Source organism: Pseudomonas sp. (assembly GCF_036387035.1).
GTDB lineage: Bacteria > Pseudomonadota > Gammaproteobacteria > Pseudomonadales > Pseudomonadaceae > Aquipseudomonas.
In genome coordinates this window covers 14467-35761 of record NZ_DASVUM010000032.1, presented here as the reverse complement: position 1 = coordinate 35761, position 21295 = coordinate 14467, and the positions used below count along the sequence as shown (strand labels likewise).

The 21295-nt window shown below is 60.0% G+C and carries 22 protein-coding genes; 4 read left to right on the top strand and 18 right to left on the bottom strand.

From position 1 onward, the window contains the following. A partial coding sequence (rplM, locus tag VF672_RS03295) for a 50S ribosomal protein L13 (protein WP_331101426.1) occupies positions 1 to 381 on the bottom strand: 381 nt, incomplete at its 3' end. A gap of 240 nt (positions 382 to 621) precedes the next feature. Here rplM and VF672_RS03290 point away from each other — a divergent pair. Beyond that, on the top strand, positions 622 to 1659 hold the full coding sequence (locus VF672_RS03290) for an NADP(H)-dependent aldo-keto reductase (protein ID WP_331101423.1): 1038 nt from the start codon (positions 622 to 624) through the stop codon (positions 1657 to 1659). Between the two features lie 167 nt (positions 1660 to 1826). On the opposite strand, the gene VF672_RS03285 is transcribed toward VF672_RS03290, so the two are convergent. Then, on the bottom strand, positions 1827 to 2963 hold the full coding sequence (locus VF672_RS03285; RefSeq protein ID WP_331101420.1) for an acyl-CoA dehydrogenase family protein: 1137 nt from the start codon (positions 2961 to 2963) through the stop codon (positions 1827 to 1829). A gap of 244 nt (positions 2964 to 3207) precedes the next feature. Here VF672_RS03285 and VF672_RS03280 point away from each other — a divergent pair, with 244 nt between their 5' ends. Beyond that, positions 3208 to 4104 (top strand): GlxA family transcriptional regulator, encoded by an 897-nt coding sequence (locus tag VF672_RS03280; RefSeq protein ID WP_331101429.1) that lies wholly within the window; start codon positions 3208 to 3210, stop codon positions 4102 to 4104. A 178-nt stretch (positions 4105 to 4282) separates the two neighbouring features. Here the strand turns inward: VF672_RS03280 and zapE are convergent, their stop codons facing one another. The 3 genes from zapE to VF672_RS03265 form a co-directional block, all read right to left on the bottom strand. Beyond that, positions 4283 to 5377, bottom strand: a complete 1095-nt coding sequence (gene zapE, locus VF672_RS03275; RefSeq protein WP_331101418.1) for a cell division protein ZapE — start codon at positions 5375 to 5377, stop codon at positions 4283 to 4285. A 61-nt stretch (positions 5378 to 5438) separates the two neighbouring features. After that, the gene (locus tag VF672_RS03270; protein WP_331101416.1) at positions 5439 to 6788 is read right to left on the bottom strand and encodes a tryptophan--tRNA ligase; all 1350 of its coding nucleotides are present in this window, start codon (positions 6786 to 6788) and stop codon (positions 5439 to 5441) included. Positions 6789 to 6816: 28 nt separating this feature from the next. Continuing rightward, complete coding sequence (locus VF672_RS03265; protein WP_331101414.1) at positions 6817 to 7446, bottom strand: alpha/beta hydrolase; 630 nt, start codon at positions 7444 to 7446, stop codon at positions 6817 to 6819. A gap of 145 nt (positions 7447 to 7591) precedes the next feature. Here VF672_RS03265 and VF672_RS03260 point away from each other — a divergent pair, with 145 nt between their 5' ends. Continuing rightward, positions 7592 to 8029, top strand: a complete 438-nt coding sequence (locus tag VF672_RS03260; RefSeq protein ID WP_331101412.1) for a YhcB family protein — start codon at positions 7592 to 7594, stop codon at positions 8027 to 8029. 140 nt (positions 8030 to 8169) lie between these two features. Here VF672_RS03260 and cysN read toward each other — a convergent pair whose 3' ends face one another. The 3 genes from cysN to VF672_RS03245 all read right to left on the bottom strand — a co-directional run bounded on the left by cysN (position 8170) and on the right by VF672_RS03245 (position 11907). Further along, a complete protein-coding gene (gene cysN / locus VF672_RS03255) occupies positions 8170 to 10068 on the bottom strand; it encodes a sulfate adenylyltransferase subunit CysN (RefSeq protein WP_331101410.1) in 1899 nt (632 codons plus the stop codon). Positions 10069 to 10083: 15 nt separating this feature from the next. Continuing rightward, a complete protein-coding gene (cysD, locus tag VF672_RS03250) occupies positions 10084 to 11001 on the bottom strand; it encodes a sulfate adenylyltransferase subunit CysD (protein ID WP_331101407.1) in 918 nt (305 codons plus the stop codon). Between the two features lie 147 nt (positions 11002 to 11148). Further along, the gene (locus tag VF672_RS03245) at positions 11149 to 11907 is read right to left on the bottom strand and encodes a Nif3-like dinuclear metal center hexameric protein (RefSeq protein WP_331101405.1); all 759 of its coding nucleotides are present in this window, start codon (positions 11905 to 11907) and stop codon (positions 11149 to 11151) included. Between the two features lie 98 nt (positions 11908 to 12005). On the opposite strand from VF672_RS03245, the gene algW reads away from it, so the two are divergent. Then, positions 12006 to 13169, top strand: a complete 1164-nt coding sequence (gene algW / locus VF672_RS03240; RefSeq protein WP_331101403.1) for a Do family serine endopeptidase AlgW — start codon at positions 12006 to 12008, stop codon at positions 13167 to 13169. Between the two features lie 26 nt (positions 13170 to 13195). Here algW and hisC read toward each other — a convergent pair whose 3' ends face one another. The 10 genes from hisC to VF672_RS03190 all read right to left on the bottom strand — a co-directional run bounded on the left by hisC (position 13196) and on the right by VF672_RS03190 (position 21228). Further along, positions 13196 to 14254, bottom strand: coding sequence for a histidinol-phosphate transaminase (gene hisC, locus VF672_RS03235; protein WP_331101401.1), 1059 nt, complete (start codon positions 14252 to 14254; stop codon positions 13196 to 13198). Continuing rightward, a complete protein-coding gene (gene hisD / locus VF672_RS03230; protein WP_331101399.1) occupies positions 14251 to 15585 on the bottom strand; it encodes a histidinol dehydrogenase in 1335 nt (444 codons plus the stop codon). The genes hisC and hisD overlap by 4 nt, the downstream gene beginning before the upstream one ends. 158 nt (positions 15586 to 15743) lie before the next feature. Beyond that, positions 15744 to 16379 (bottom strand): ATP phosphoribosyltransferase, encoded by a 636-nt coding sequence (gene hisG / locus VF672_RS03225; RefSeq protein ID WP_065992096.1) that lies wholly within the window; start codon positions 16377 to 16379, stop codon positions 15744 to 15746. A gap of 162 nt (positions 16380 to 16541) precedes the next feature. After that, a complete protein-coding gene (murA, locus tag VF672_RS03220; RefSeq protein ID WP_331101395.1) occupies positions 16542 to 17807 on the bottom strand; it encodes a UDP-N-acetylglucosamine 1-carboxyvinyltransferase in 1266 nt (421 codons plus the stop codon). Between the two features lie 23 nt (positions 17808 to 17830). Further along, positions 17831 to 18070 (bottom strand): BolA family protein, encoded by a 240-nt coding sequence (locus VF672_RS03215; protein ID WP_037014766.1) that lies wholly within the window; start codon positions 18068 to 18070, stop codon positions 17831 to 17833. Between the two features lie 114 nt (positions 18071 to 18184). Continuing rightward, positions 18185 to 18490 (bottom strand): STAS domain-containing protein, encoded by a 306-nt coding sequence (locus VF672_RS03210; RefSeq protein WP_331101392.1) that lies wholly within the window; start codon positions 18488 to 18490, stop codon positions 18185 to 18187. Continuing rightward, positions 18487 to 19143 (bottom strand): ABC transporter substrate-binding protein, encoded by a 657-nt coding sequence (locus VF672_RS03205; protein ID WP_331101390.1) that lies wholly within the window; start codon positions 19141 to 19143, stop codon positions 18487 to 18489. The genes VF672_RS03210 and VF672_RS03205 overlap by 4 nt, the downstream gene beginning before the upstream one ends. 11 nt (positions 19144 to 19154) lie before the next feature. Further along, a complete protein-coding gene (gene mlaD / locus VF672_RS03200; protein WP_331101388.1) occupies positions 19155 to 19622 on the bottom strand; it encodes an outer membrane lipid asymmetry maintenance protein MlaD in 468 nt (155 codons plus the stop codon). Next, positions 19622 to 20419: a lipid asymmetry maintenance ABC transporter permease subunit MlaE gene (gene mlaE / locus VF672_RS03195; protein WP_331101386.1), complete on the bottom strand. Its 798-nt coding sequence runs from the start codon at positions 20417 to 20419 to the stop codon at positions 19622 to 19624. Before mlaE ends, mlaD begins: the two co-directional genes overlap by 1 nt. Then, positions 20419 to 21228, bottom strand: coding sequence for an ATP-binding cassette domain-containing protein (locus VF672_RS03190; protein WP_331101384.1), 810 nt, complete (start codon positions 21226 to 21228; stop codon positions 20419 to 20421). Before VF672_RS03190 ends, mlaE begins: the two co-directional genes overlap by 1 nt. Between the last annotated feature and the right edge of the window lie 67 nt (positions 21229 to 21295).

Below are 21295 nucleotides of genomic sequence, written 5' to 3'. Positions count from 1 at the left end.
GCCCGCATAGACTTTCAGCTTACGATACATGTCGCGACCCAGCGGGTTCTTAGGCAGCATGCCTTTGACCGCGGTCTCGATCACGCGCTCAGGAGCTTTGGCGATCAGCTTTTCAAAGTTGATCGACTTGATCCCGCCCGGGAAACCGGAGTGAGAGTAGTAGATCTTGTCGGTGGTCTTGGCACCGGTCACACGGATCTGCTCAGCATTGATCACGACGATGTAGTCGCCAGTGTCAACGTGCGGAGTGTATTCCGGCTTGTGCTTGCCACGCAGACGGCTCGCGATTTCAGTGGCCAGACGACCCAGGGTCTGACCAGCAGCGTCGACGACGAACCAGTCGCGCTTTACTGTTTCCGGTTTAGCGGTAAAAGTTTTCATTCTTTATAGCCTCAAAGGCCGCCCTGAAAAATAGACGGCGGAGCATACTCATTAGTACGGTCTTTGACAAGTCAAAGGCCGCCGGGCACGAACGCTATAGGGGGCTCGGGTCAGCGCGTTCGATCGCAGCGGTTTCTTTTGTCGCAGGGCATCACTCCCACGACAAAGAGGAGCGGAATTATGCAGATTGCGAAAAAAATTTCAACCTGCTTTTATGGCTCTTTTAAACAGGAGAGCCAAATGGACTACCGTCAACTGGGCAGAACAGACCTCAGGGTCAGCGCAATCTGCCTCGGCACCATGACCTGGGGCGAGCAGAACAGCCAGTCCGAGGCCTTCGCGCAGATCGAACGGGCCAAGGCCGCCGGCATCAATTTCATCGACACCGCCGAGATGTACCCGGTCCCGCCGAAGAAAGAAACCTACGCCAGCACCGAGACCATTATCGGGAACTGGTTCAAGCAGAGCGGTGACCGCGCCGACTGGATCCTGGCCAGCAAGATCGCCGGCCCCGGCAATGGCATCGACTATATCCGTGACGGTCAGCTGAAATTCAACCGCGAACACATCGTCGCCGCCCTTGATGCCAGCCTTAAACGCCTGCAGACCGATTACCTTGACCTGTATCAATTGCACTGGCCTGAGCGCACGACCAACTTCTTCGGCAAGCTCGGTTACAGCCACAACGAAGAGCAGTTCACCCCGCTGCTGGAAGTGCTCCAGGTGCTGGACGAGCAGGTCAAGGCCGGCAAGATCCGCCACGTCGGTCTGTCCAACGAAACGCCATGGGGCACGATGAAGTTTCTGGCCGAGTCGGACGCCCATGGCCTGACGCGGCCCGTGTCGATTCAAAACCCCTACAACCTGCTCAACCGCAGCTTCGAGGTCGGTCTGGCGGAAGTGGCCATTCGTGAGCAATGCGGCCTGCTGGCCTACTCGCCCCTGGCGTTCGGGATGTTGTCCGGCAAGTACGCCAACGGCGCTCGTCCTGCCAAGGGTCGTTTGAGCCTGTACAGCCGTTTCACGCGGTACTTCAATCCGCAATCGGAAGCGGCGTGTGCGCGCTACGTTGCGCTGGCCCGCGAGCATGGCCTTGATCCGGCACAGATGGCCCTGGCGTTTGTGACCAGCCGCAGCTTCGTCACCAGCAACATCATCGGTGCCACGACGCTGGAGCAACTGGAAAGCAACCTGGCGAGCGCGGAAGTAGTGCTCTCCGAAGAAGTGATGGCGGGTATTGAAGCGATTCACAAGGATCAGCCCAATCCTGCGCCTTGACACCTGACATACCCCCGTTATAAACGTGGCTTGCCCCGCGATCGTCGGGACCCGGTCGCACATGCGGTGAATGCGGTCTTCTGAGAGACTGCATTCGTCGCATTTGCTGCCGGTTCCCGGCAGATCGCGGGACAAGCCACGCTCCTACAGTTATCGATTCGCTCGGCCTACAGAGACCGGGCGATAATCTCTTTCATGATCTCGTTGGTCCCCGCATAAATCCGCTGCACCCGCGCATCTGCCCACGCCCGGGCGATCGGGTATTCCCACATGAAGCCGTAGCCGCCATGCAGCTGCACGCATTCATCCAGCACTTTGCATTGCAGGTCGGTTGACCAGTATTTCGCCATGGCGGCTGTCGGCACATCGAGCTTGCCCTCAAGGTGCAGTGCCAGGCAGTGGTCGATGAACGTGCGACCTATCTGCACTTCGGTGGCGATTTCGGCGAGCTTGAAGCGGGTGTTCTGGAAATCGATGATTGCCTTGCCAAACGCCTTACGCTCGCGCGTGTAGTCAAGCGTCCACTGCAAGGCGGCTTCGGCAGAAGCAATGGCGCCAATGGCGACCGTCAGGCGCTCCTGCGGCAGTTCCTGCATCAAATACGCGAAACCCATCCCGGCCTGACCGAGCAGGTTTTCTTTGGGGACTCTCACGTCCTGGAAGAACAATTCTGACGTGTCCTGCGCCTTCATCCCGACCTTCTCGAGTCGCTTGCCCTTCGCGAAACCGGGCGTGCCTGCTTCAACGACAAACAGGCTGGTGCCCTTCGCGCCCGCCTTGGGGTCGGTCTTCGCAACGACGATCACCAGATCCGCGAGAAAGCCATTGGTGATGAAGGTCTTTGAGCCGTTGATGACGTAATCCTCGCCGTCCAGGATCGCCGTGGTCTTGACCCCCTGCAGGTCAGAACCCGCACCCGGCTCGGTCATCGCGATGGCGGTGACGAGCTCTCCCGAGACCATCTTCGGCAAATATTTGAGTTTCAGCGCCTCGCTTCCGTAGTGCAGAAGATACGGCGCGACGATGTCCGAATGCAGGGAAAAACCGATGCCGGTCAGGCCGAGGCGGTAGATCTCCTCGATGACCACGGTGGTATAGAGAAAATCCGCCGCCATCCCGCCGTACTCCTCCGGCAGGTGCGAGCACAACATGCCCTGCTCCCCCGCCCGGTTCCACAGCGTGCGATCGATGTGCCCCTGTTTTTCCCACTGGGCATGAAAGGGCGCCGCATGCTGCTCGAGGAACTTGCGGACGCTGTCACGAAAAATCTCGTGCTGTGGGCTGAAGAGGGTTCTGGCAAGCATGGGCGCACCTGGCGTGAAGGATTGTCGGACAAGATGTCAGCAGAGCGTAAGCGGGGCCGGTTGACGGCGACACTGGACACATCCGACAAAAAATAAGACGATCACGCCGTTGCTTGACCACTTTCCCATATAAGAACAACAGATCATGTCTATTCAACTCAACGTGCCGTTGCGGCGCGTCAGCATTCTTGCGATTGACGGCATTTTTGCCTCCACACTTATGCAAGCCAAAGACTTCTTCCACCTGGCCAGCCTGCGCTACGGCAAGCAGTTGGGCCAAGGCTTCAAGCCGGCCTTCGAGACTCGCTTGGTCAGCCCGGACGGCAAGGAAGTCCGCAGCTTCAGCGACGTCGTAATCCCTGTAGACGGCGTGCTTGAAGACAGCGATATCATTATCCTCCCAGCGTTCGTCGAAGACTTTGACACCCTGCGCGAGCGCTATCCGCAAATCCTGCCGTGGCTGCGTGAGCAACATGCGCGGGGCGCCGTGTTGTGCGGTGAGGCCAGCGGTGTGTTCTGGCTCGGCGATGCGGGGCTGCTCGACGGCAAGGAAGCGACCACCTACTGGCGCTTCTTCAACGAGTTCGCCGAGCGTTTTCCAAACGTGCTGTTGAATCAGGAAAAGCACCTCACCGACGCCGACAACCTGTATTGCGCCGGCGGCACGATTTCAGCGTGTGATCTCTATATTTACCTGATCGAGCGTTTCTGCGGCGCCCATGTCGCGCAAACCGTGGCCCGCGACATTCTCTATGAAGTGCAACGCAGCTACGCGCCGGGACGAATCGGCTTTGGCGGGCAGAAGCTGCATCAGGACGTGATCATCTTGCAAATTCAGCACTGGCTTGAAGAGCACTTTGCCGACAAATTCCGTTTTGAAGACGTCGCACGCGAGCATGGCATGAGCATCCGCAACTTCATGCGCCGTTTCCAGACCGCAACAGGTGACAAGCCTCTGCATTACCTGCAACGCCTGCGCATCGAGACTGCAAAGGGCTTGCTGTCGGGGTCACGCAAGAGCATCAAGACCATCAGCTATGAAGTGGGCTACGACGACGCGAGCTTTTTCGCGCGGCTGTTCCGTCAACACACCGAATTGTCGCCGAACCAGTACCGTCAGCAGTTTCAGCAGGCGGCCTGAAACAAAAAAACCCTGCGGCGATGCAGGGTTTCGCTGATTCAGATTGGAGCCGGCTTGCTGGCGAATGCAGTATGTCTGCGCTCAACAAGCCGAATGGCACGCCGCGTTCGCCAGCAAGCCGGTTCCTACCGATCTGCGTTTTGACAGCAGTTTCCAGAACGCACCTGATCGTCTGGTATCAGGGCTTATGCGCCCGCGACAGGAATTCGTGGGACTGCATTTCCAGCAAACGACTCAGCGTGCGCTGGAATTCGAAATTCAGGCGGCCGCCGGTGTACAGATCTTTCAATTCGACTTCCGCCGAGATGATCAACTTGACGTTGCGATCGTAGAATTCGTCGACCATGTTGATGAACCGACGCGCAATGTCATCGGTGGTCACGCTCATCTGCTCGACGCCACTGAGCAGCACCGCGTGGAAGATCTTGCCGAGTTCGATGTAGTCGTTCTGGCTGCGAGGACCGTCGCACAGCTCACGAAAGTCGAACCACGCCACGTCGTCGCAGGTGCGGATTGCCTTGATCTGCCGATTCTCGATGATCAGCACATCGTTCTCGATGGCCTTGGTGCATTCCGGGGTCAGCGCGCGAAAGCTCTTGCGCAGGCTTTCTTCGGCCGCATCGTTCAGCGGGAAGTGGAACAGCTCGGCTTGCTCCAGGTGGCGCAGGCGATAATCGACACCGCTGTCGACGTTGACGATCTCGGTGTTCTGCTTGATCAGCGCAATCGCCGGCAGGAAGCGCGCACGCTGCAGGCCGTCCTTGTAGAGACCATCCGGCACAATGTTCGACGTCGCGACCAGCGTCACGCCGTTCTTGAACAGCTCTTCCATCAGCGTGCCGAGGATCATCGCGTCGGTGATGTCCGATACGAAGAATTCGTCGAAACAGATTACCCGCGCTTCTTCGGAAAACTGCTTGGCGATCAGGGTCAGCGGGTTCTTCTCACCCTTGAGGTGTTTCATCTCCTCGTGCACGCGCTTCATGAAGCGGTGGAAGTGCGTGCGCGTCTTGTCTTCAAACGGCAGCGCTTCGAAGAAGGTGTCGACCAGGTAGGTCTTGCCCCGGCCCACGCCGCCCCAGAAATACAGTCCTTTGACAATCGGGACCTCTTTCTTGCCGAACAGCTTGCCAAGCAATCCCGGCTTGCGGTCATGGGCGGCGACCAGGTCGTCGTACAGACGCTGCAGATGGCGCACCGCATTCTCTTGCGCAGCGTCGTGGAAAAAGTCCGGGCGCTTCAGGTCAGCTTGGTATCGTTCTAGAGGGGTCATAGTCGCTTGCAAGGGAGCAAAAACGGGCCGTCACTGTAGCGATGGCCCATTGGAATGGCAATTAATCCTGTTGTGGCGCCAGCGCCAGCTTCAGGCTCTCGATCGCGGCGTCACGGGCGGCTGCATCGGCGAACGCCGGGCTGTCTGCGACACAGGCATCATTCAGCCACAGGGTGAAGGCATCGCCTTCGGGCCGGATGTCCAGCGCATCGCCCTGTTGCAGCTGCTTGGTCACGGCGCCGGCCGCTTTGCCGTCTGCGAAATTGCGCGACAGCAACAGTTGCTCGCCATCGGCCGCCAGCAGGCGGAACCGGAAACTGCCATCGTCTTCACGGAAGCTGACAAAGCGCGCGCCTTTGCTGGCCTTCTTCTTGGTGGCCGTGACGGTTTGCGCGGCCGTACGGAATGAGCGCAGGCCGACCGCTTCGCGCAGCTCGCCCAAAAACGGCGTGGCAACGCGCCGGGCCTTCTGGGCACCCGCGAGCAGAATGTCTTCCAGATCAGCTGGCCGCTCGATCAAACGATGATAGTTTTCACGCGCTTCGCCCAATTCAGCGTCCAGCAACTGGAACAGGCGCTGCTTGGCATCCCCCCAACCCAGGCCCTGCAGCAGGTCGGCACGGAACTCGTCGCCTTGCTCCCTGGTGGCGAATGCCTGGTACAACGTGAACAGGTGCGATGTGTCCGGATCCTTGGCTTCGCCCGGCAGTCGCGAGTCGGTGACGATGCGCGAAATCGCTTCTTTCATGTCTTTCGCGCTACCGAACAACGGAACGGTGTTGTCGTAACTTTTCGACATCTTGCGGCCGTCCAGGCCAGGCAGTGTCGCGACGCTTTCTTCGATCAGCGCTTCCGGCATGACGAAGAATTCCTTGCCATTGCCGAACAGGTGATTGAAGCGCTGACCAATGTCGCGCGCCATTTCGACGTGCTGGATCTGGTCACGGCCCACGGGCACCTGGTGGGCGTTGAACATCAGGATGTCAGCCGCCATCAGCACCGGGTAGCTGAACAGGCCCATGGTGATGCCAGCGTCCGGGTCTTCACCGGCTTCGACGTTCTTGTCCACCGACGCCTTGTAGGCATGGGCGCGGTTGAGCAAGCCCTTGCCGGCGACGCAGGTCAGCAGCCAGGTCAGCTCGGGGATTTCAGGGATGTCGGACTGGCGATAAAACGTGACGCGCTCGACGTCCAGCCCCGCCGCGAGCCAGGTCGCGGCGATTTCCAGACGCGAACGCTGAATGCGCAGCGGGTCATCGCATTTGATGAGCGCGTGGTAGTCGGCCAGAAAGTAGAACGAGTCGGCATTGCTCTGGCGGCTGGCAACGATGGCCGGGCGGATGGCGCCGGCGTAGTTGCCCAGGTGCGGGGTGCCGGTGGTGGTAATACCGGTCAGGATACGAATGGTCATGGCTAGTCGCTTATTTGGGGTGCGGCGATCAATTCGAAAGGCGCGGCAGGATCAGATCCTTGAGATCGGTCAGCTTGCCGTGAAAAAAGTGCCCGCATTCTGCCACTTTCAGCAGCTCATGGGGGCGCGAGAGTTTGTCAGACCATGCGTACACAAGTTGTGGGTCAACGACTTCGTCGGTTTCCGGCTGGATGACCGTGAGCACGCCCTTTTGCGGCAGTGCATTGGCATCGGCAATGCGCATTACGGCCGGCGCGACCATGAACAAGTGAGTCAGGGTTTCGCCTTGCGCCTCAAGCCGACCGCCCAATGTCGCCGCCACGAAACCGCCAAAGGAGAAACCGAACAGCGTCAACGGCAGGTCGGGATGTTTATCGCGCAGCCACGTCGCCGCTGCCTGGGCGTCGTCGACCTCGCCCTCGCCCATGTCCGAGCTGCCGGCGCTTGCCCCGACACCGCGATAGTTGAAGCGCAGGGTGATGAAACCGGCATCCCGCGCGGTGCGCTGCAGCGTCGAGATCACTTTATTGAGCATGGTGCCGCCCTGAACCGGGTTAGGATGGCATATCAGCGCGATGCCTTTGGCCTCGTCCAGATTGAGGTACAGGGCTTCGAGTTGGCCCGCCGGGCCGTCGATGAATACAGGGGTCTCACGCATGAGCAAGAATGAACTCCGTGACCTTCAATTGGGTCGACTCGTCTAGCTGATTGTCTGTGGCTGGCAGGCTGGCGACGCGTCGCCGCTATACAGCGCAGGTTCGAGCCGTTAACGTAAAGCAAAGCCGTTTATAGAGGAAGGACTCGTGGATTACTCGCTCTTAGTTTGGTTGCTGCCGACCATTGCCCTGGTTGTTGGCGTGATCGTCGGTTTCTTCGTGGCGCGTGCGCTGCCCAACGCCGTGCCTAACGGAACTCAGCGCCAGCTGGATGACGTTCAGGAGCGTTTCGACAAGTATCAGAACGAGGTGATCACTCACTTCAACAGCACCGCGAATCTGGTGCAGAAGCTGTCGCAAAGCTACCACGACGTTCAGGAGCATCTGGCTGAAGGCGCCAACCGCCTGGCCACCGACGACATCACCCGTCAACGCTTGCTGGCCGCCCTGCACCCTGACGCCCTCCAGCCACCCCGCGATCGCTTGACGCCACCACGCACTGCCGCTGAACCGCCGAAGGACTACGCGCCCAAGTCGGCTGACTCTCCAGGCATGCTGGATGAGCATTACGGCTTGAAGAAGTAAGCGACTCGTTTCGCAAAAAGCCCGCCCCTGAGGTGATCAGGGGCGGGCTTTTTTGTGGGAGCCGGTCAGCCGTCAGATGCTAAAACCCGGAAACAAAAAACCCGCCATTATCGGCGGGTTTTTTGTAAAGCAAAGGGCGTTTAGATCACGCCGCGAGTGCGCAGCAGATCCAGCACCTGTTTGACGCCCTCGTCGACGCTCAGCGATTGCGTGTCGATGACCAGGTCGGCATCCAGCGGGACGTCATACGGGAAGGACTCACCCGGGATGTTGTCCTTGTCGGCGGCGTAGAGCCCCTGTGGGTCCCGCTCGCGGCATACCTGCGGCGATGCCTGGACATAGACGGTGATGAGTCGGTCATCGCCTATCAGGGCCTTGGCATTCTGCCGACCGCCTGCATCCGGCGCGACGAAAGCCGCCAGGGTCAGCAGGCCCGCTTCGTTGAACTGACGCGCAACGTGGGCCGCACGGCGCCAGTTCTCGGTACGACCGGCGCGGTCCTGCGCCAGGCCTTTGTTGAGATCGTGGCGCAGGTTCTGACCGTCGAGCACGAACACCGCACGGCCCATGTCGAAGAGCTTGCGCTCAACGGCGTAGGCCAGCGTGCTCTTGCCCGCGCCAGACAAACCGCTGAACAGCACGGTCGCCGGCTTCTGACCGAAGCGCTGAGCACGGTCTTGCGGGGAAACATGGGCGAGCGCACCGTGATGACTTCCGCCTTCCGCGACCACCGGTTTGGCGATGATCATGCCGGCGGCCACCGTGCCGTTGGTCAAACGGTCGATGACGATGAAGGCGCCGGTGGTGCGGTTACTGTCGTAGCCGTCGAGGGCGATAGGTGCATCCAGTGCGATCTTCACACGGCCGATTTCATTCAGCTGCAGCGAACTGGCAGGCCCTTCCTCCAGCGTGTTCACGTCAACGCGGTGGGTGATGCTGGCAATGGAGCCCGGCACGTAGGACGTGGCGCGCTTAATGTCGTACTTCTTGCCCGGCAGCATGGGCTCTTCGGCCATCCAGACCAGCATGGCGTCGAAGGCGTCAGCCACTTGCGGGACGTTGTCGGCATGCACCAACAGGTCGCCACGGGAGATGTCGATCTCGTCTTCCATGGTCAGGGTTACGGCCTGACCCGGTCCCGCGTGCTCCAGCTCGCCTTCGAAGGTGACGATGGATTTCACACGGCTGCTCTTGCCGGACGGCAACACAACCACTTCGTCGCCCTTGTGCACGATGCCGCTCGCCAGGGTGCCGGCAAAGCCGCGGAAGTTCAGGTTTGGACGATTGACGTACTGCACCGGAAAACGCAGGTCGGAGAAGTTGCGGTCGTTGGCGATCTCGACGGTTTCCAGAATCTCCATCAGCGACTTGCCGGTGTACCACGGGGAACGTTCGCTTTTGTTGACCACGTTGTCGCCCTTGAGGGCCGACATCGGTACGAATGCCATCGTCGTCGGCTTCAGCGCAATGCGATCGGCGAACGCAAGGTAATCGGCCTTGATCTGCTCAAAGACGCTTTCGTCGAAGCCATTGAGGTCCATCTTGTTGATGGCGACCACGATGTGCTTGATGCCCAGCAACGAGGCGATGAAGCTGTGGCGCTTGGTCTGGGTCTGCACGCCGTAGCGGGCGTCAACCAGAATAATTGCCAGGTCACAGGTGGACGCACCGGTGGCCATGTTGCGGGTGTACTGCTCATGGCCGGGTGTGTCGGCGATGATGAATTTGCGTTTGGATGTCGAGAAATAACGGTACGCGACATCAATGGTGATGCCCTGCTCCCGCTCAGCCTGCAAGCCGTCGACCAGCAGCGCCAGATCGACGTCATCGCCCGTGGTGCCGGATTTTTTCGAATCACGGGTGATGGCTTCCAGGTGATCTTCGTAGATCATCTTGGAGTCGTGCAGCAGCCGGCCGATCAACGTGCTCTTGCCGTCGTCGACGTTGCCACAGGTCAGGAAACGCAGCATTTCCTTGCGTTCGTGCTGGCCCAGATAGGCGAGGATGTCCTCGCTGATCAATTCAGATTGATGCGACATGTTCAGACACCCTAATTAGAAATAACCCTGACGTTTCTTTTCTTCCATCGAGCCTGCGCCATCGTGGTCGATGACCCGGCCCTGGCGCTCGGAAGTTCGCGTCAGGAGCATTTCCTGAATGATGTCGGTGAGGCTGGTGGCCTCGGACTCGACAGCGCCCGTCAACGGGTAGTCGCCCAGTGTGCGGAAGCGGACCTTCTTTTTGACGATGCGCTTTTTGTCCTCGTCGGACAGGTGATTACGCAGACGGTCGTCGTCGATCATGATCCAGGTGCCGTTCATCTCGATGACTTCGCGCTCGGCGGCGAAGTACAGCGGGACGATCGGGATGCCTTCGAGGTAGATGTACTGCCAGATGTCCAGCTCGGTCCAGTTGGAGAGCGGGAAAACGCGGATCGACTCGCCTTTGTTGACGTTGCCGTTGTAAACGTTCCACAGCTCCGGACGCTGGTTCTTCGGGTCCCAGCGGTGCTTGGTGTCGCGGAAGGAATACACGCGCTCTTTGGCGCGGGATTTCTCTTCGTCACGACGGGCGCCGCCGAACGCGGCATCAAAGCCGTGCTTGTCGAGAGCCTGCTTGAGGCCTTCGGTTTTCATGATATCGGTGTGCTTGGCACTGCCGTGGGTCAGCGGGTTGATACCCTGCGCGACGCCGTCCGGGTTCACGTGCACGATCAGATCCAGCCCCAATTCCTCGACCATCTTGTCGCGGAACCGGTACATTTCTTGGAATTTCCAGCGGGTGTCGACGTGCATTACCGGGAACGGCAGTTTGCCTGGGAAGAAGGCCTTGCGTGCCAGATGCAGCATCACGGCAGAGTCTTTACCGACGGAGTACAGCATCACCGGGTTATCGAACTCGGCAGCGACCTCGCGGATGATGTGGATGCTTTCCGCCTCCAGCTGTTTCAGATGCGTCAGTTTGTCGACCATGGTTACTCACGGGATAACGTACGTGTGTGGAGAGCCTGCGGGCTCTATCGAGCGGGGCACTTTATCATGCGGCCTTCTTCTATTCAGCGGCGCGCATAGATCGAAACGGTCTATCCATATAGCTCCCGCTTTGGACGTCGGGACTCGCTAAATCGGATTCGGGCAATCGATGAACAGATGCTCCAGGGCAAAACGCCGCGCGAGATAGTCGCCCAGCGCGTGCACGCCGTAGCGCTCGGTGGCGTGGTGGCCGGCAGCAATGAAGCTGATGCCGTTTTCCCGCGCGCTGTGGAATGTTTGCTCGGACGCCTCACCGCTCAAATACAGGTCAACTCCGGCCAGAACGGCTTGATCGATATAGCCCTGCCCGCCCCCGGTGCACCAGCCAACCCGACGAATCATGCCATCGCCTTCGATCAGCAGCGGCTCGCGGCCCAGGGCGGTCTGCACGCGATGGACGAAGTCTCGAGGGGTCATGGCCTCGCTGAGTGAGCCGACCAGCCCGACGATGCGCGGGTTGTCGGGGTCCAGCGGCCCCTCGACTGTAATCTCCAGTTGCTGGGCCAGCTGCACGTTATTGCCTACCTCAGCGTGAAGGTCGAGGGGCAAGTGGTAGGACAAAAGGCTGATGTCGTGCTTGAGCAGCGTCTTTAAACGACGTTGTTTCATGCCGGTGATGCACGGGTTTTCGCCTTTCCAGAAATACCCGTGATGCACCAGTATCAGATCGGCATTGGCCTCCACTGCGGCGTCCAGCAACGCCTGGCTCGCCGTGACACCGGAAACAATTCGGCTGACCTGCGGCCGGCCCTCGACCTGCAGGCCGTTGGGGCAATAATCCTGAATCCGCGCGCTACCCAGATAACGGTCCGCTTCTTCCACCAGGGTGCTCAAGGCAACCGCCATAAAAGTCTCCTAAATATGCAGTTCAGACCGTCTCGGTCCTCGTATAATGCCGACCATTATGGCGCAGCTAGGCGCTTCTACCTTCAGGACTCCGTTCAATGTTCAAAGCGCTGCGTTTTCTCGGCTGGCCCTTGCTCGCTGGTGTGCTTATCGCTTTATTGATTATCCAGCGCTACCCCCAGTGGGTCGGGCTGCCGAGTCAGGACGTCAACCTGCAGCAAGCGCCGCAGCCGGCCTTCGTGCAACAGGGCCCGATTTCGTATGCAGACGCCGTCAGCAGCGCTGCCCCCGCCGTCGCCAACCTGTACACGACCAAGATGGTCAACAACAACAAACCCAATCATCCGCTCTTCGAAGACCCGCAGTTTCGTCGTTTCTTCGGCGATAACCTGCCCAAACAGCGACGCATGGAATCGAGCCTGGGTTCAGCGGTGATCATGAGCCCTGAAGGCTACCTGCTCACCAACAACCACGTGACCTCCGGCGCGGACCAGATTGTCGTCGCCCTGAAAGACGGCCGCGAGACGATTGCCAAAGTGGTCGGCAGCGACCCGGAGACCGACCTTGCGGTCCTGAAAATCGACCTTAAAAACCTGCCCTCCATCACCCTCGGCCGTTCTGACGCGATCCGCATCGGCGACGTTGCCTTGGCCATCGGCAACCCGTTCGGCGTAGGCCAGACCGTGACCATGGGCATCATCAGCGCCACCGGCCGTAACCAGCTGGGCCTCAATACCTACGAAGATTTCATTCAGACCGACGCGGCGATCAACCCCGGCAATTCGGGTGGCGCGCTGGTCGACGCCAACGGCAACCTGACCGGGATCAACACGGCGATCTTCTCCAAGTCCGGCGGCTCGCAAGGCATTGGTTTTGCCATTCCGACGAAGCTGGCCCTTGAGGTGATGAAGTCGATCATCGAGCACGGTCAGGTGATTCGTGGCTGGTTGGGGATCGAGGTCCAGCCGCTGACCCAGGAGCTGTCGGAGTCGTTCGGCCTGAAGGATCGTCCGGGCATCGTGGTCGCCGGTATTTTCCGCGACGGCCCGGCGCAGAAAGCAGGCCTGCAACTGGGCGATGTGATTTTGAGTATCAACGGCGAGCCCGCTGGGGATGGGCGACGATCGATGAACCAGGTGGCACGCACCAAGCCCACCGACAAAATCGCCATTCAGGTCATGCGCAACGGCAAGGAATTGAAACTGAACGCCGAGGTCGGCGTGCGCCCACCGCAGACGACGGCGCCTGCGGCGGAGAACTGATCGGCTGCGTCTGAGCAGCCTTCGACTCAGTTGGACAAGTCGCCCAATGCATCGACCAACGCCTGATTCTGTTCAGGCGTACCGATGGTGATGCGCAGGAATTGCGCGATGCGTTCCTGTTTGAAGTGACGCACGATTACGCCCTGCTCGCGCACCTTCGCCGCCAGACCGGCCGCGTCATGCTGCGGGTGGCGGGCGAAGATGAAGTTCGCCGCCGATGGCAGCACCTCAAAGCCCTTGCCCTGCAACTGCTCGACCAGCGCTTCACGGCTGGCGATGACTCGCTGGCAGGTGCTCTCGAAATGCTCACGGTCATCGAACGCCGCGGCCGCGCCCACGATCGCCATGCGGTCCAGCGGGTACGAGTTGAAGCTGTTCTTGACGCGCTCCAGCGCTTCGATCAGGTCCGGATGCCCTACCGCGAGGCCCACGCGCAAGCCGGCGAGGGAGCGCGATTTGGACAGCGTCTGGGTGACCAGCAGGTTTGGATAGCGGTCCACCAGACTGATCGCGGTTTCGCCGCCGAAGTCGATATAGGCCTCGTCGACGATCACCACTGAATCCGGGCTGTTCCTGAGGATTTGCTCGACCGCATCAAGGGCCAACAGACAGCCGGTGGGTGCGTTCGGGTTCGGGAAGATAATGCCGCCATTGGGGCGTGCGTAGTCTTCGACGCGAATCTGGAACTGCGCGTCCAGCGGCACCGCTTCGTACCTAACGCCATACAACCCGCAGTAAACCGGATAGAAGCTGTAGCTGATGTCCGGAAACAGCAGCGGTTTATCGTGCTTGAAGAAAGCGTTGTAGGCGTGGGCCAACACCTCGTCCGAGCCGTTGCCCAGGAATACATGACTGGGCTCAACGCCGTAATAACGCGCCACCGCCTGCTTGAGCAGGTCACTGTTGGGGTCTGGATACAGACGCAGGTCGTCACCGACCGCGGCACGCATCGCCTCGATCGCCTTGGGCGAGGGGCCGTAAGGGTTCTCGTTGGTGTTGAGCTTGACCAGCTTGGTCAGCTTGGGCTGCTCGCCCGGGACATAGGGCACCAGGTCGTTGACGAAGGGACTCCAGAATTTGCTCATGCCTGCTTGCCCTCTTGTTCGGTGTCGACGATGCGGTATTCAGCGCTGCGAGCGTGGGCGGTCAACGACTCGCCGCGTGCCAGCACCGAGGCCGTCTTGCCCAGCTCGGACGCGCCCTGCTCCGAGCAGAAAATGATTGAAGAGCGTTTCTGGAAATCGTATACGCCCAGCGGCGACGAGAACCTTGCGGTGCCCGAGGTGGGCAGCACGTGGTTGGGGCCGGCGCAGTAGTCGCCCAGCGCTTCGGACGTGTGGCGGCCCATGAAGATCGCACCTGCGTGGCGAATCTGCGGCAGCCAGGCTTCAGGATCAGCCACCGACAACTCCAGGTGCTCCGGCGCGATGCGGTTGGCGACTTCAATCGCCTGATTCATGTCAGCGACCTTGATCAAGGCGCCGCGGCCATTGATAGAGGTCTGGATGATTTCAGCGCGCTCCATGGTCGGCATGAGCCTGGCGATGCTGGCCGCGACACGATCAAGGAAATCGGCATCCGGGCTGACCAGAATCGCCTGGGCGTCTTCGTCGTGCTCGGCCTGGGAAAACAGGTCCATGGCGATCCAGTCCGGATCGGTCTGGCCGTCGCACACCACCAGAATCTCCGACGGACCGGCGATCATGTCGATGCCCACTTGACCAAAGACGTGACGCTTGGCGGTGGCCACATAGATGTTGCCCGGGCCGACGACCTTGTCCACCTGCGGAACGCTTTCGGTGCCATAGGCCAGCGCCGCTACTGCCTGCGCGCCGCCGATGGTAAATACCCGGTCGACGCCGGCGATGCAGGCCGCCGCCAGCACCAGTTCGTTGAGCTCACCGCGGGGGGTCGGCACCACCATGACCACTTCACCCACACCGGCCACTTTGGCCGGAATGGCGTTCATCAATACCGAGGAAGGGTAAGAGGCTTTACCGCCCGGCACGTATAACCCGGCGCGGTCCAGCGGCGTGACCTTCTGGCCGAGCACGGTGCCGTCGGCCTCGGTGTAGCTCCAGGAATCCTGCTTTTGCCGCTCGTGGTAACTGCGCACGCGGTCGGCCGCCTTCTCAAGCGCCTGGCGCTGGGCGGGTGTGATGCGGGTCAGCGCCAGCTCCAGACGCTCGCGCGGCAGAATCAGGTCCGCCATCGACGCCACGTCCAGGCCGTCAAAACGGCGGGTGTACTCCACCAACGCCGCATCGCCGCGCTCGCGCACGTTTTTGATGATGTCCAGCACACGCTCATTGACCGAGTCGTCAGACACACTTTCCCAGCTCAGCAGATGGTCCAGATGACGGGCGAAATCCGGATCGGCAGCGTTGAGTCGGCGAATAGCGTTGGAAGTGGTCATAGCGTGGGCCTCAATGATGGCGATCTCTCAGGTGGCGATTTTATCGTGCAGCGGATAGGCAGATGCCTAAGCTAGCAAGCCATCCGCGCGGGCACCTGAGAAATTTGGCTATGACACGGATAGCGGGGCGTGAACCCGTTCGGGGTCACGCGATGCAGTCAACCGCGGTGTCGCGACTCCACGGCGGTGCGCAGGGTGTCGATCAGCGATTGAATACGGGCGTGCTGCATTTTCATCGATGCCTTGTTGACCACCAGACGCGAGCTGATGTGAGCAATCATGTCCTGGGGTTCCAGGCCATTGGCACGCAGCGTGTTGCCGGTGTCGACGACGTCGATGATCTTGTCGGCCAGGCCCACCAGCGGTGCGAGCTCCATGGAGCCGTACAGCTTGATGATGTCGACCTGACGGCCCTGTTCGGCATAGTAGCGCTTGGCGACGTTGACGAACTTGGTCGCGACGCGCAGTCGGCCCTTGGGCTCAACGGCGCCCACCGCGCCTGCGGTCATCAGCTTGCACTGGGCAATCTGCAGGTCGAGCGGCTCGTAGAGCCCTTGGCCACCATATTCCATGAGCACGTCCTTGCCCGCGACGCCGAGATCCGCAGCGCCATGCTCGACATAAGTCGGCACGTCAGTCGCACGCACGATCAACAGGCGCACGTCGGCCTGGGTCGTCGGGATGATCAGCTTGCGGCTCTTGTCCGGATTCTCGGTCGGCACGATGCCCGCCGCAGCGAGAAGCGGCAAGGTGTCGTCGAGGATACGGCCCTTGGACAGTGCGATGGTCAACATGGGAAACGTCAGTCCTTATCAGCAGCGCGTGTCGGGTCGCAACTGGCGCCCGACAACCTCCGGCTCAAGAAACCGGAGTGAACGAATCAGAAAGTCTTGGCGCGTTGGCCAGACACGTCGCCCGGGCGATCACATCGACCCGGGCAAACGCGCAGCGGCTGACTAGCCCGGAACGCGACGGATCTTCGCGCCCAACATCTGCAGTTTTTCTTCGATGCACTCGTAACCACGGTCGATGTGGTAGATGCGGTCGATCAGCGTATCGCCTTCGGCCACCAGGGCCGAAATCACCAGGCTCGCCGAAGCACGCAGGTCAGTCGCCATCACTGGCGCGCCCTTGAGCTTGGTGCAACCGGTGACGATCGCGGTGTTGCCTTCGACCTGGATCTGCGCGCCCATGCGGTGCATTTCATACACATGCATGAAGCGGTTTTCGAAGATGGTCTCGATGACCGCGCCAGTGCCCTCGGCGATCGCGTTGAGCGAGATGAACTGCGCCTGCATGTCGGTCGGGAAAGCCGGGTACGGCGCCGTGCGCACGTTGACGGCTTTCGGACGCTTGCCGTGCATGTTCAGTTCGATCCAGTCTTTGCCGGTGGTGATTTCGGCGCCGGCCTCACGCAGCTTCTCGAGAACGGCTTCGAGAATGGTCGGATCGGTGTCCTTGAGCTTCACGCGGCCGCCGGTTGCAGCTGCAGCCACCAGGTAAGTGCCGGTTTCGATACGGTCGGGCATGACGCGATACGTCGCCGAACCCAGGCGTTCAACGCCATCGATGGTGATGGTGTCGGTGCCGGCGCCAGAGACTTTACCGCCCATGGCGTTGATGAAGTTCGCCAGATCGACGACTTCAGGCTCACGCGCAGCGTTTTGCAGCACGCTGCGACCGTTGGCCAGCGCAGCCGCCATCATGATGTTCTCGGTACCGGTCACGCTCACGGTATCAAAGAAGAAGTTCGCGCCGCGCAAACCGCCTTCCGGGGCCTTGGCCTTGATGTAACCGCCTTCCACGTCGATGATCGCGCCCATGGCTTCAAGGCCACGGATGTGCAGATCAACCGGACGCGAACCGATGGCGCATCCGCCAGGCAGGGCCACTTCGGCTTCACCGAAACGGGCAACCATAGGACCCAGGACGAGGATCGACGCACGCATGGTCTTGACCAGTTCGTACGGCGCGACAAGGGTCTTGATGGTGCGAGGGTCGATTTCGACGCTGAGCTTCTCGTCGATGATCGGCTCGATGCCCATGCGACCGAACAGCTCGATCATCGTGGTGATGTCGTGCAGGTGCGGGAGGTTGGCGACGGTCACAGGACCGTCAGCCAGCAAGGTGGCTGCGAGAATCGGCAGGGCAGAGTTTTTCGCCCCGGAGATGCGGATTTCGCCATCAAGACGAATGCCGCCAGTAATAATCAGTTTATCCATTGGAATCTCGACGCCATTTTGGCTCAGGTGCGCTCGGCCCATGCAGCGCGGCTGAAAAATTTCATGGTGACCGCGTGGATGCTGCCATCGGCGATCCATGGGTTCAGATGCGTGTAGATCTGCTGCTGGCGCTTGACCGGGCTCAGTGCGGCCAGCTCGTCGCTGATCAGGTTCAGCTGAAAATTGCAGCCTTCGCCTTCAACTTCGACCTGGATGTCTGGCAACTTAGCTTCCAGGAAGCTTTTAACTTCTACGGCCTGCATGCTTAACCTCAATCGGCGCACTACGCGCGCGGGTCGGCCATCATACAAAAAAGCCCTCTCGTTGCGAACCCTACTTTGCAAGGGGCGGACGAGGGGCTTTATCGATGACAGCAATTAATGATGTTGCAACAACTCGGTCAGGCCGGAGACCTGGGCAATTTCCTGCATGTCCTCAGGCAACGCCCGGACGGTCAGTGACTTGCCAGCCGCCTGCGCATCGCGCATGAACGCAAGCAACAACGCCAGGCCCACACTGCTGGATTTCTCAACGCCCGTGCAATCCAGGGTCAGCGCAGCGGCAGTGCTCGCCTTGATCAGCGACGCGCCCTGCTCACGCAAGGCGGGGCCGGTCCGATAGTCGATTACGCCAGAGAGCATCAACTCCCCGCCGCCAGCGGCAGTAACGGACGCTTGACTCATTTGACGACCTTGTCGCTGGAGCTTTCCGACGTCTGCTTGGCCTTGGCCACTTCGCCCGCCCAGCCGTCGATGGTTTTGTCCAGGTTGTTGCCGTTGCGCTGCATGGCGTCAGCGAACTGGTCGCGGAACAGCTTGCCGATGTTGATGCCGTTGATGATGACGTTGCGCACTTTCCACTCACCGCCGATTTTCACGAGGGTGTAGGAAACAGGGTAAACCGCACCGTTATTGCCTTTGACCGACATATCGACGGACGTGCGGTCAGCCGCCTCTTGCTTGGCAGGGGAAACGGTGATGCCCTGGTTGTTGTATTCGAGCAGCGCGTTGCCATAGAACTGAATCAGGCTGCGCTTGAAGTTTTCCTGGAAGCGTTGCATCTGCGCAGGAGTGGCGTTGCGCGAGTACTTCACCGTCATGATGCTTTTCGAAATGCCGTCAGCGTCGATGACCGGCCCGACGATGCCGTTAAGTGCATCGTAGAAAGCTTGCGGGTTGGACTTGTAGGTTTCCTTGTTGGCGGACAGGTCAGCCAGCAGTTGCTTGGTGGTGCTATCAACCAGGTCGTGGGCGGTTGCATCGGACGCTGCTGCGTTGGCAAACAAAGGCAGGGCGGCCAGCAGCACCAGAAGGCCACGGCGCAGAATCGAGATCATGAAAAAACTCCTCATTTGGCGTCTTTGCCCACTGAATTGAGCAGGAATTTACCGATCAGGTCTTCGAGTACCAACGAGGACTGGGTGTCGTGGATGACGCCGCCGTCTTTCAGCTGCTGGTCATCGCCGCCGACACTGATGCCGACGTATTTTTCACCGAGCAGGCCTGCGGTCAGGATGGAAGCCGTGGAATCCACAGGCAGGTTGTTGACCCGCTTATCCACTTCCATCGTCACGCGCCCTGTGAAGGTATCGTGATCCAGATCGATTGCGGTGACCTTGCCGATGGTCACACCGGCCATGGTCACTTTCGCTCTGACAGTCAAACCGGCGATATTGTCGAAATTTGCGTAAAGTTTATAACTGTCATTGGTCGCGCTGGCGCTCAGACCGCTGACGCGCAGGGCGAGCAGGAGCAAAGCCAGAATCCCGGCCAGCAGAAACAGGCCTACACCGGTTTCGAGGGTGCGGTTTTGCATCAGAAGTCTCCAAACATCAAGGCGGTCAAAATAAAGTCCAGGCCCAATACGGCCAACGAGGCGTAGACCACGGTTTTGGTCGTGGCCCGACTGATCCCTTCGGACGTGGGCTCGCAGTCGTAGCCCTGGAACACGGCAATCCAGGTGACGACAAAAGCGAACACGACGCTCTTGATGACACCGTTGATTACATCATCGGAAAACGAAACGCTGTTCTGCATGTTGGCCCAGAAAGAGCCTTCGTAGACGCCCAGCCAGTCGACTGCCACCCACGAGCCGCCCCAGATGCCCACCACGCTGAAAATCAGCGCCAGTACCGGGAGCGAGATGAAGCCTGCCCACAGACGTGGCGCCACGATGTATTTGAGCGGGTCAACGCCAATCATCTCGAGACTGGAAAGCTGCTCGGTGGATTTCATGTTGCCGATTTCCGCCGTCAGTGCAGAGCCTGCGCGGCCAGCGAACAGTAGAGCCGTGACCACTGGACCGAGTTCACGCAACAACGTCAGGGCAACCATCTGCCCTACCGCTTGCTCGGAGCCGTACTTGGCCAGAATGCTGAAACCTTGCAACGCCAGCACCATGCCGATGAACACGCCGGACACGACGATGATTGCCAGGGACATGACCCCCACCGAGTGCAGCTGACGAACCAGCAGCTGAAAACCGCCGCCGATACCGCCGCGGCCCAGCAACGCATGAACCAGAAAAATCCCTGAACGACCCAGCACTGCAACTATATCGATCACCGAACGCCCCATCAGGCGCACGCGATCCATGAATGACTTTTTGCGCATCAGCGCTTCCCCAAAAGATCGTCGCGATAATCCGGCGCCGGATAATGGAAAGGCACCGGCCCGTCGGGGTCACCCGTCATGAACTGACGTATACGAGGGTTATCCGACTCCATCAGTTCTTGCGGCGTGCCCTGCCCCAACACCTGACCGTCACCGACGACGTATAAGTAGTCGGCGATGCTCGCGGTCTCGGCCAGGTCATGGGAGACCACGATGCTGGTGATACCCAGGGCATCGTTCAGCAGCCGGATTAGCCGGACAAGCACGCCCATGGCGATCGGGTCCTGGCCTACGAAGGGTTCGTCGTACATGAGGATCTGGGGATCCAGCGCGATGGCGCGGGCCAGTGCAACACGGCGTTTCATGCCGCCCGAGAGTTCATCCGGCATCAACTCGACTGCGCCACGAAGCCCGACCGCCTGCAGTTTCAGCAGGACGATGTCGCGAATCATGTCTTCAGGCAATTTGGTATGAACCCGCAGCGGAAACGCTACGTTTTCGAAAACATCGAGGTCGGTGAACAGTGCACCGCTCTGAAAGAGCACGCCCATCTGCTTGCGCGCATCGAAAAGATCGCTGCGCGAGAGCTTTGGCAAATTCTGGTTGTTGACCCAGACTTCGCCTGCGCTCGGACGCAATTGTGCTCCCATCAACCGCAGCAGGGTGGTTTTACCACTGCCCGACGGCCCCATGATACCGGTGACTTTGCCCCGGGGGATGCGGATGTCCACGTTATTGAAGATGCTGCGCGTACCGCGCTTGAAGGAAACGCCCTTCAGCTCGACCGCGTAGGCGTTATCGGCACTCATCTAAACTCCTTGCGATGCAACCTGTCTCTCAGATGCCGCGTTCTTCACGAACGACACACTTTTGGAG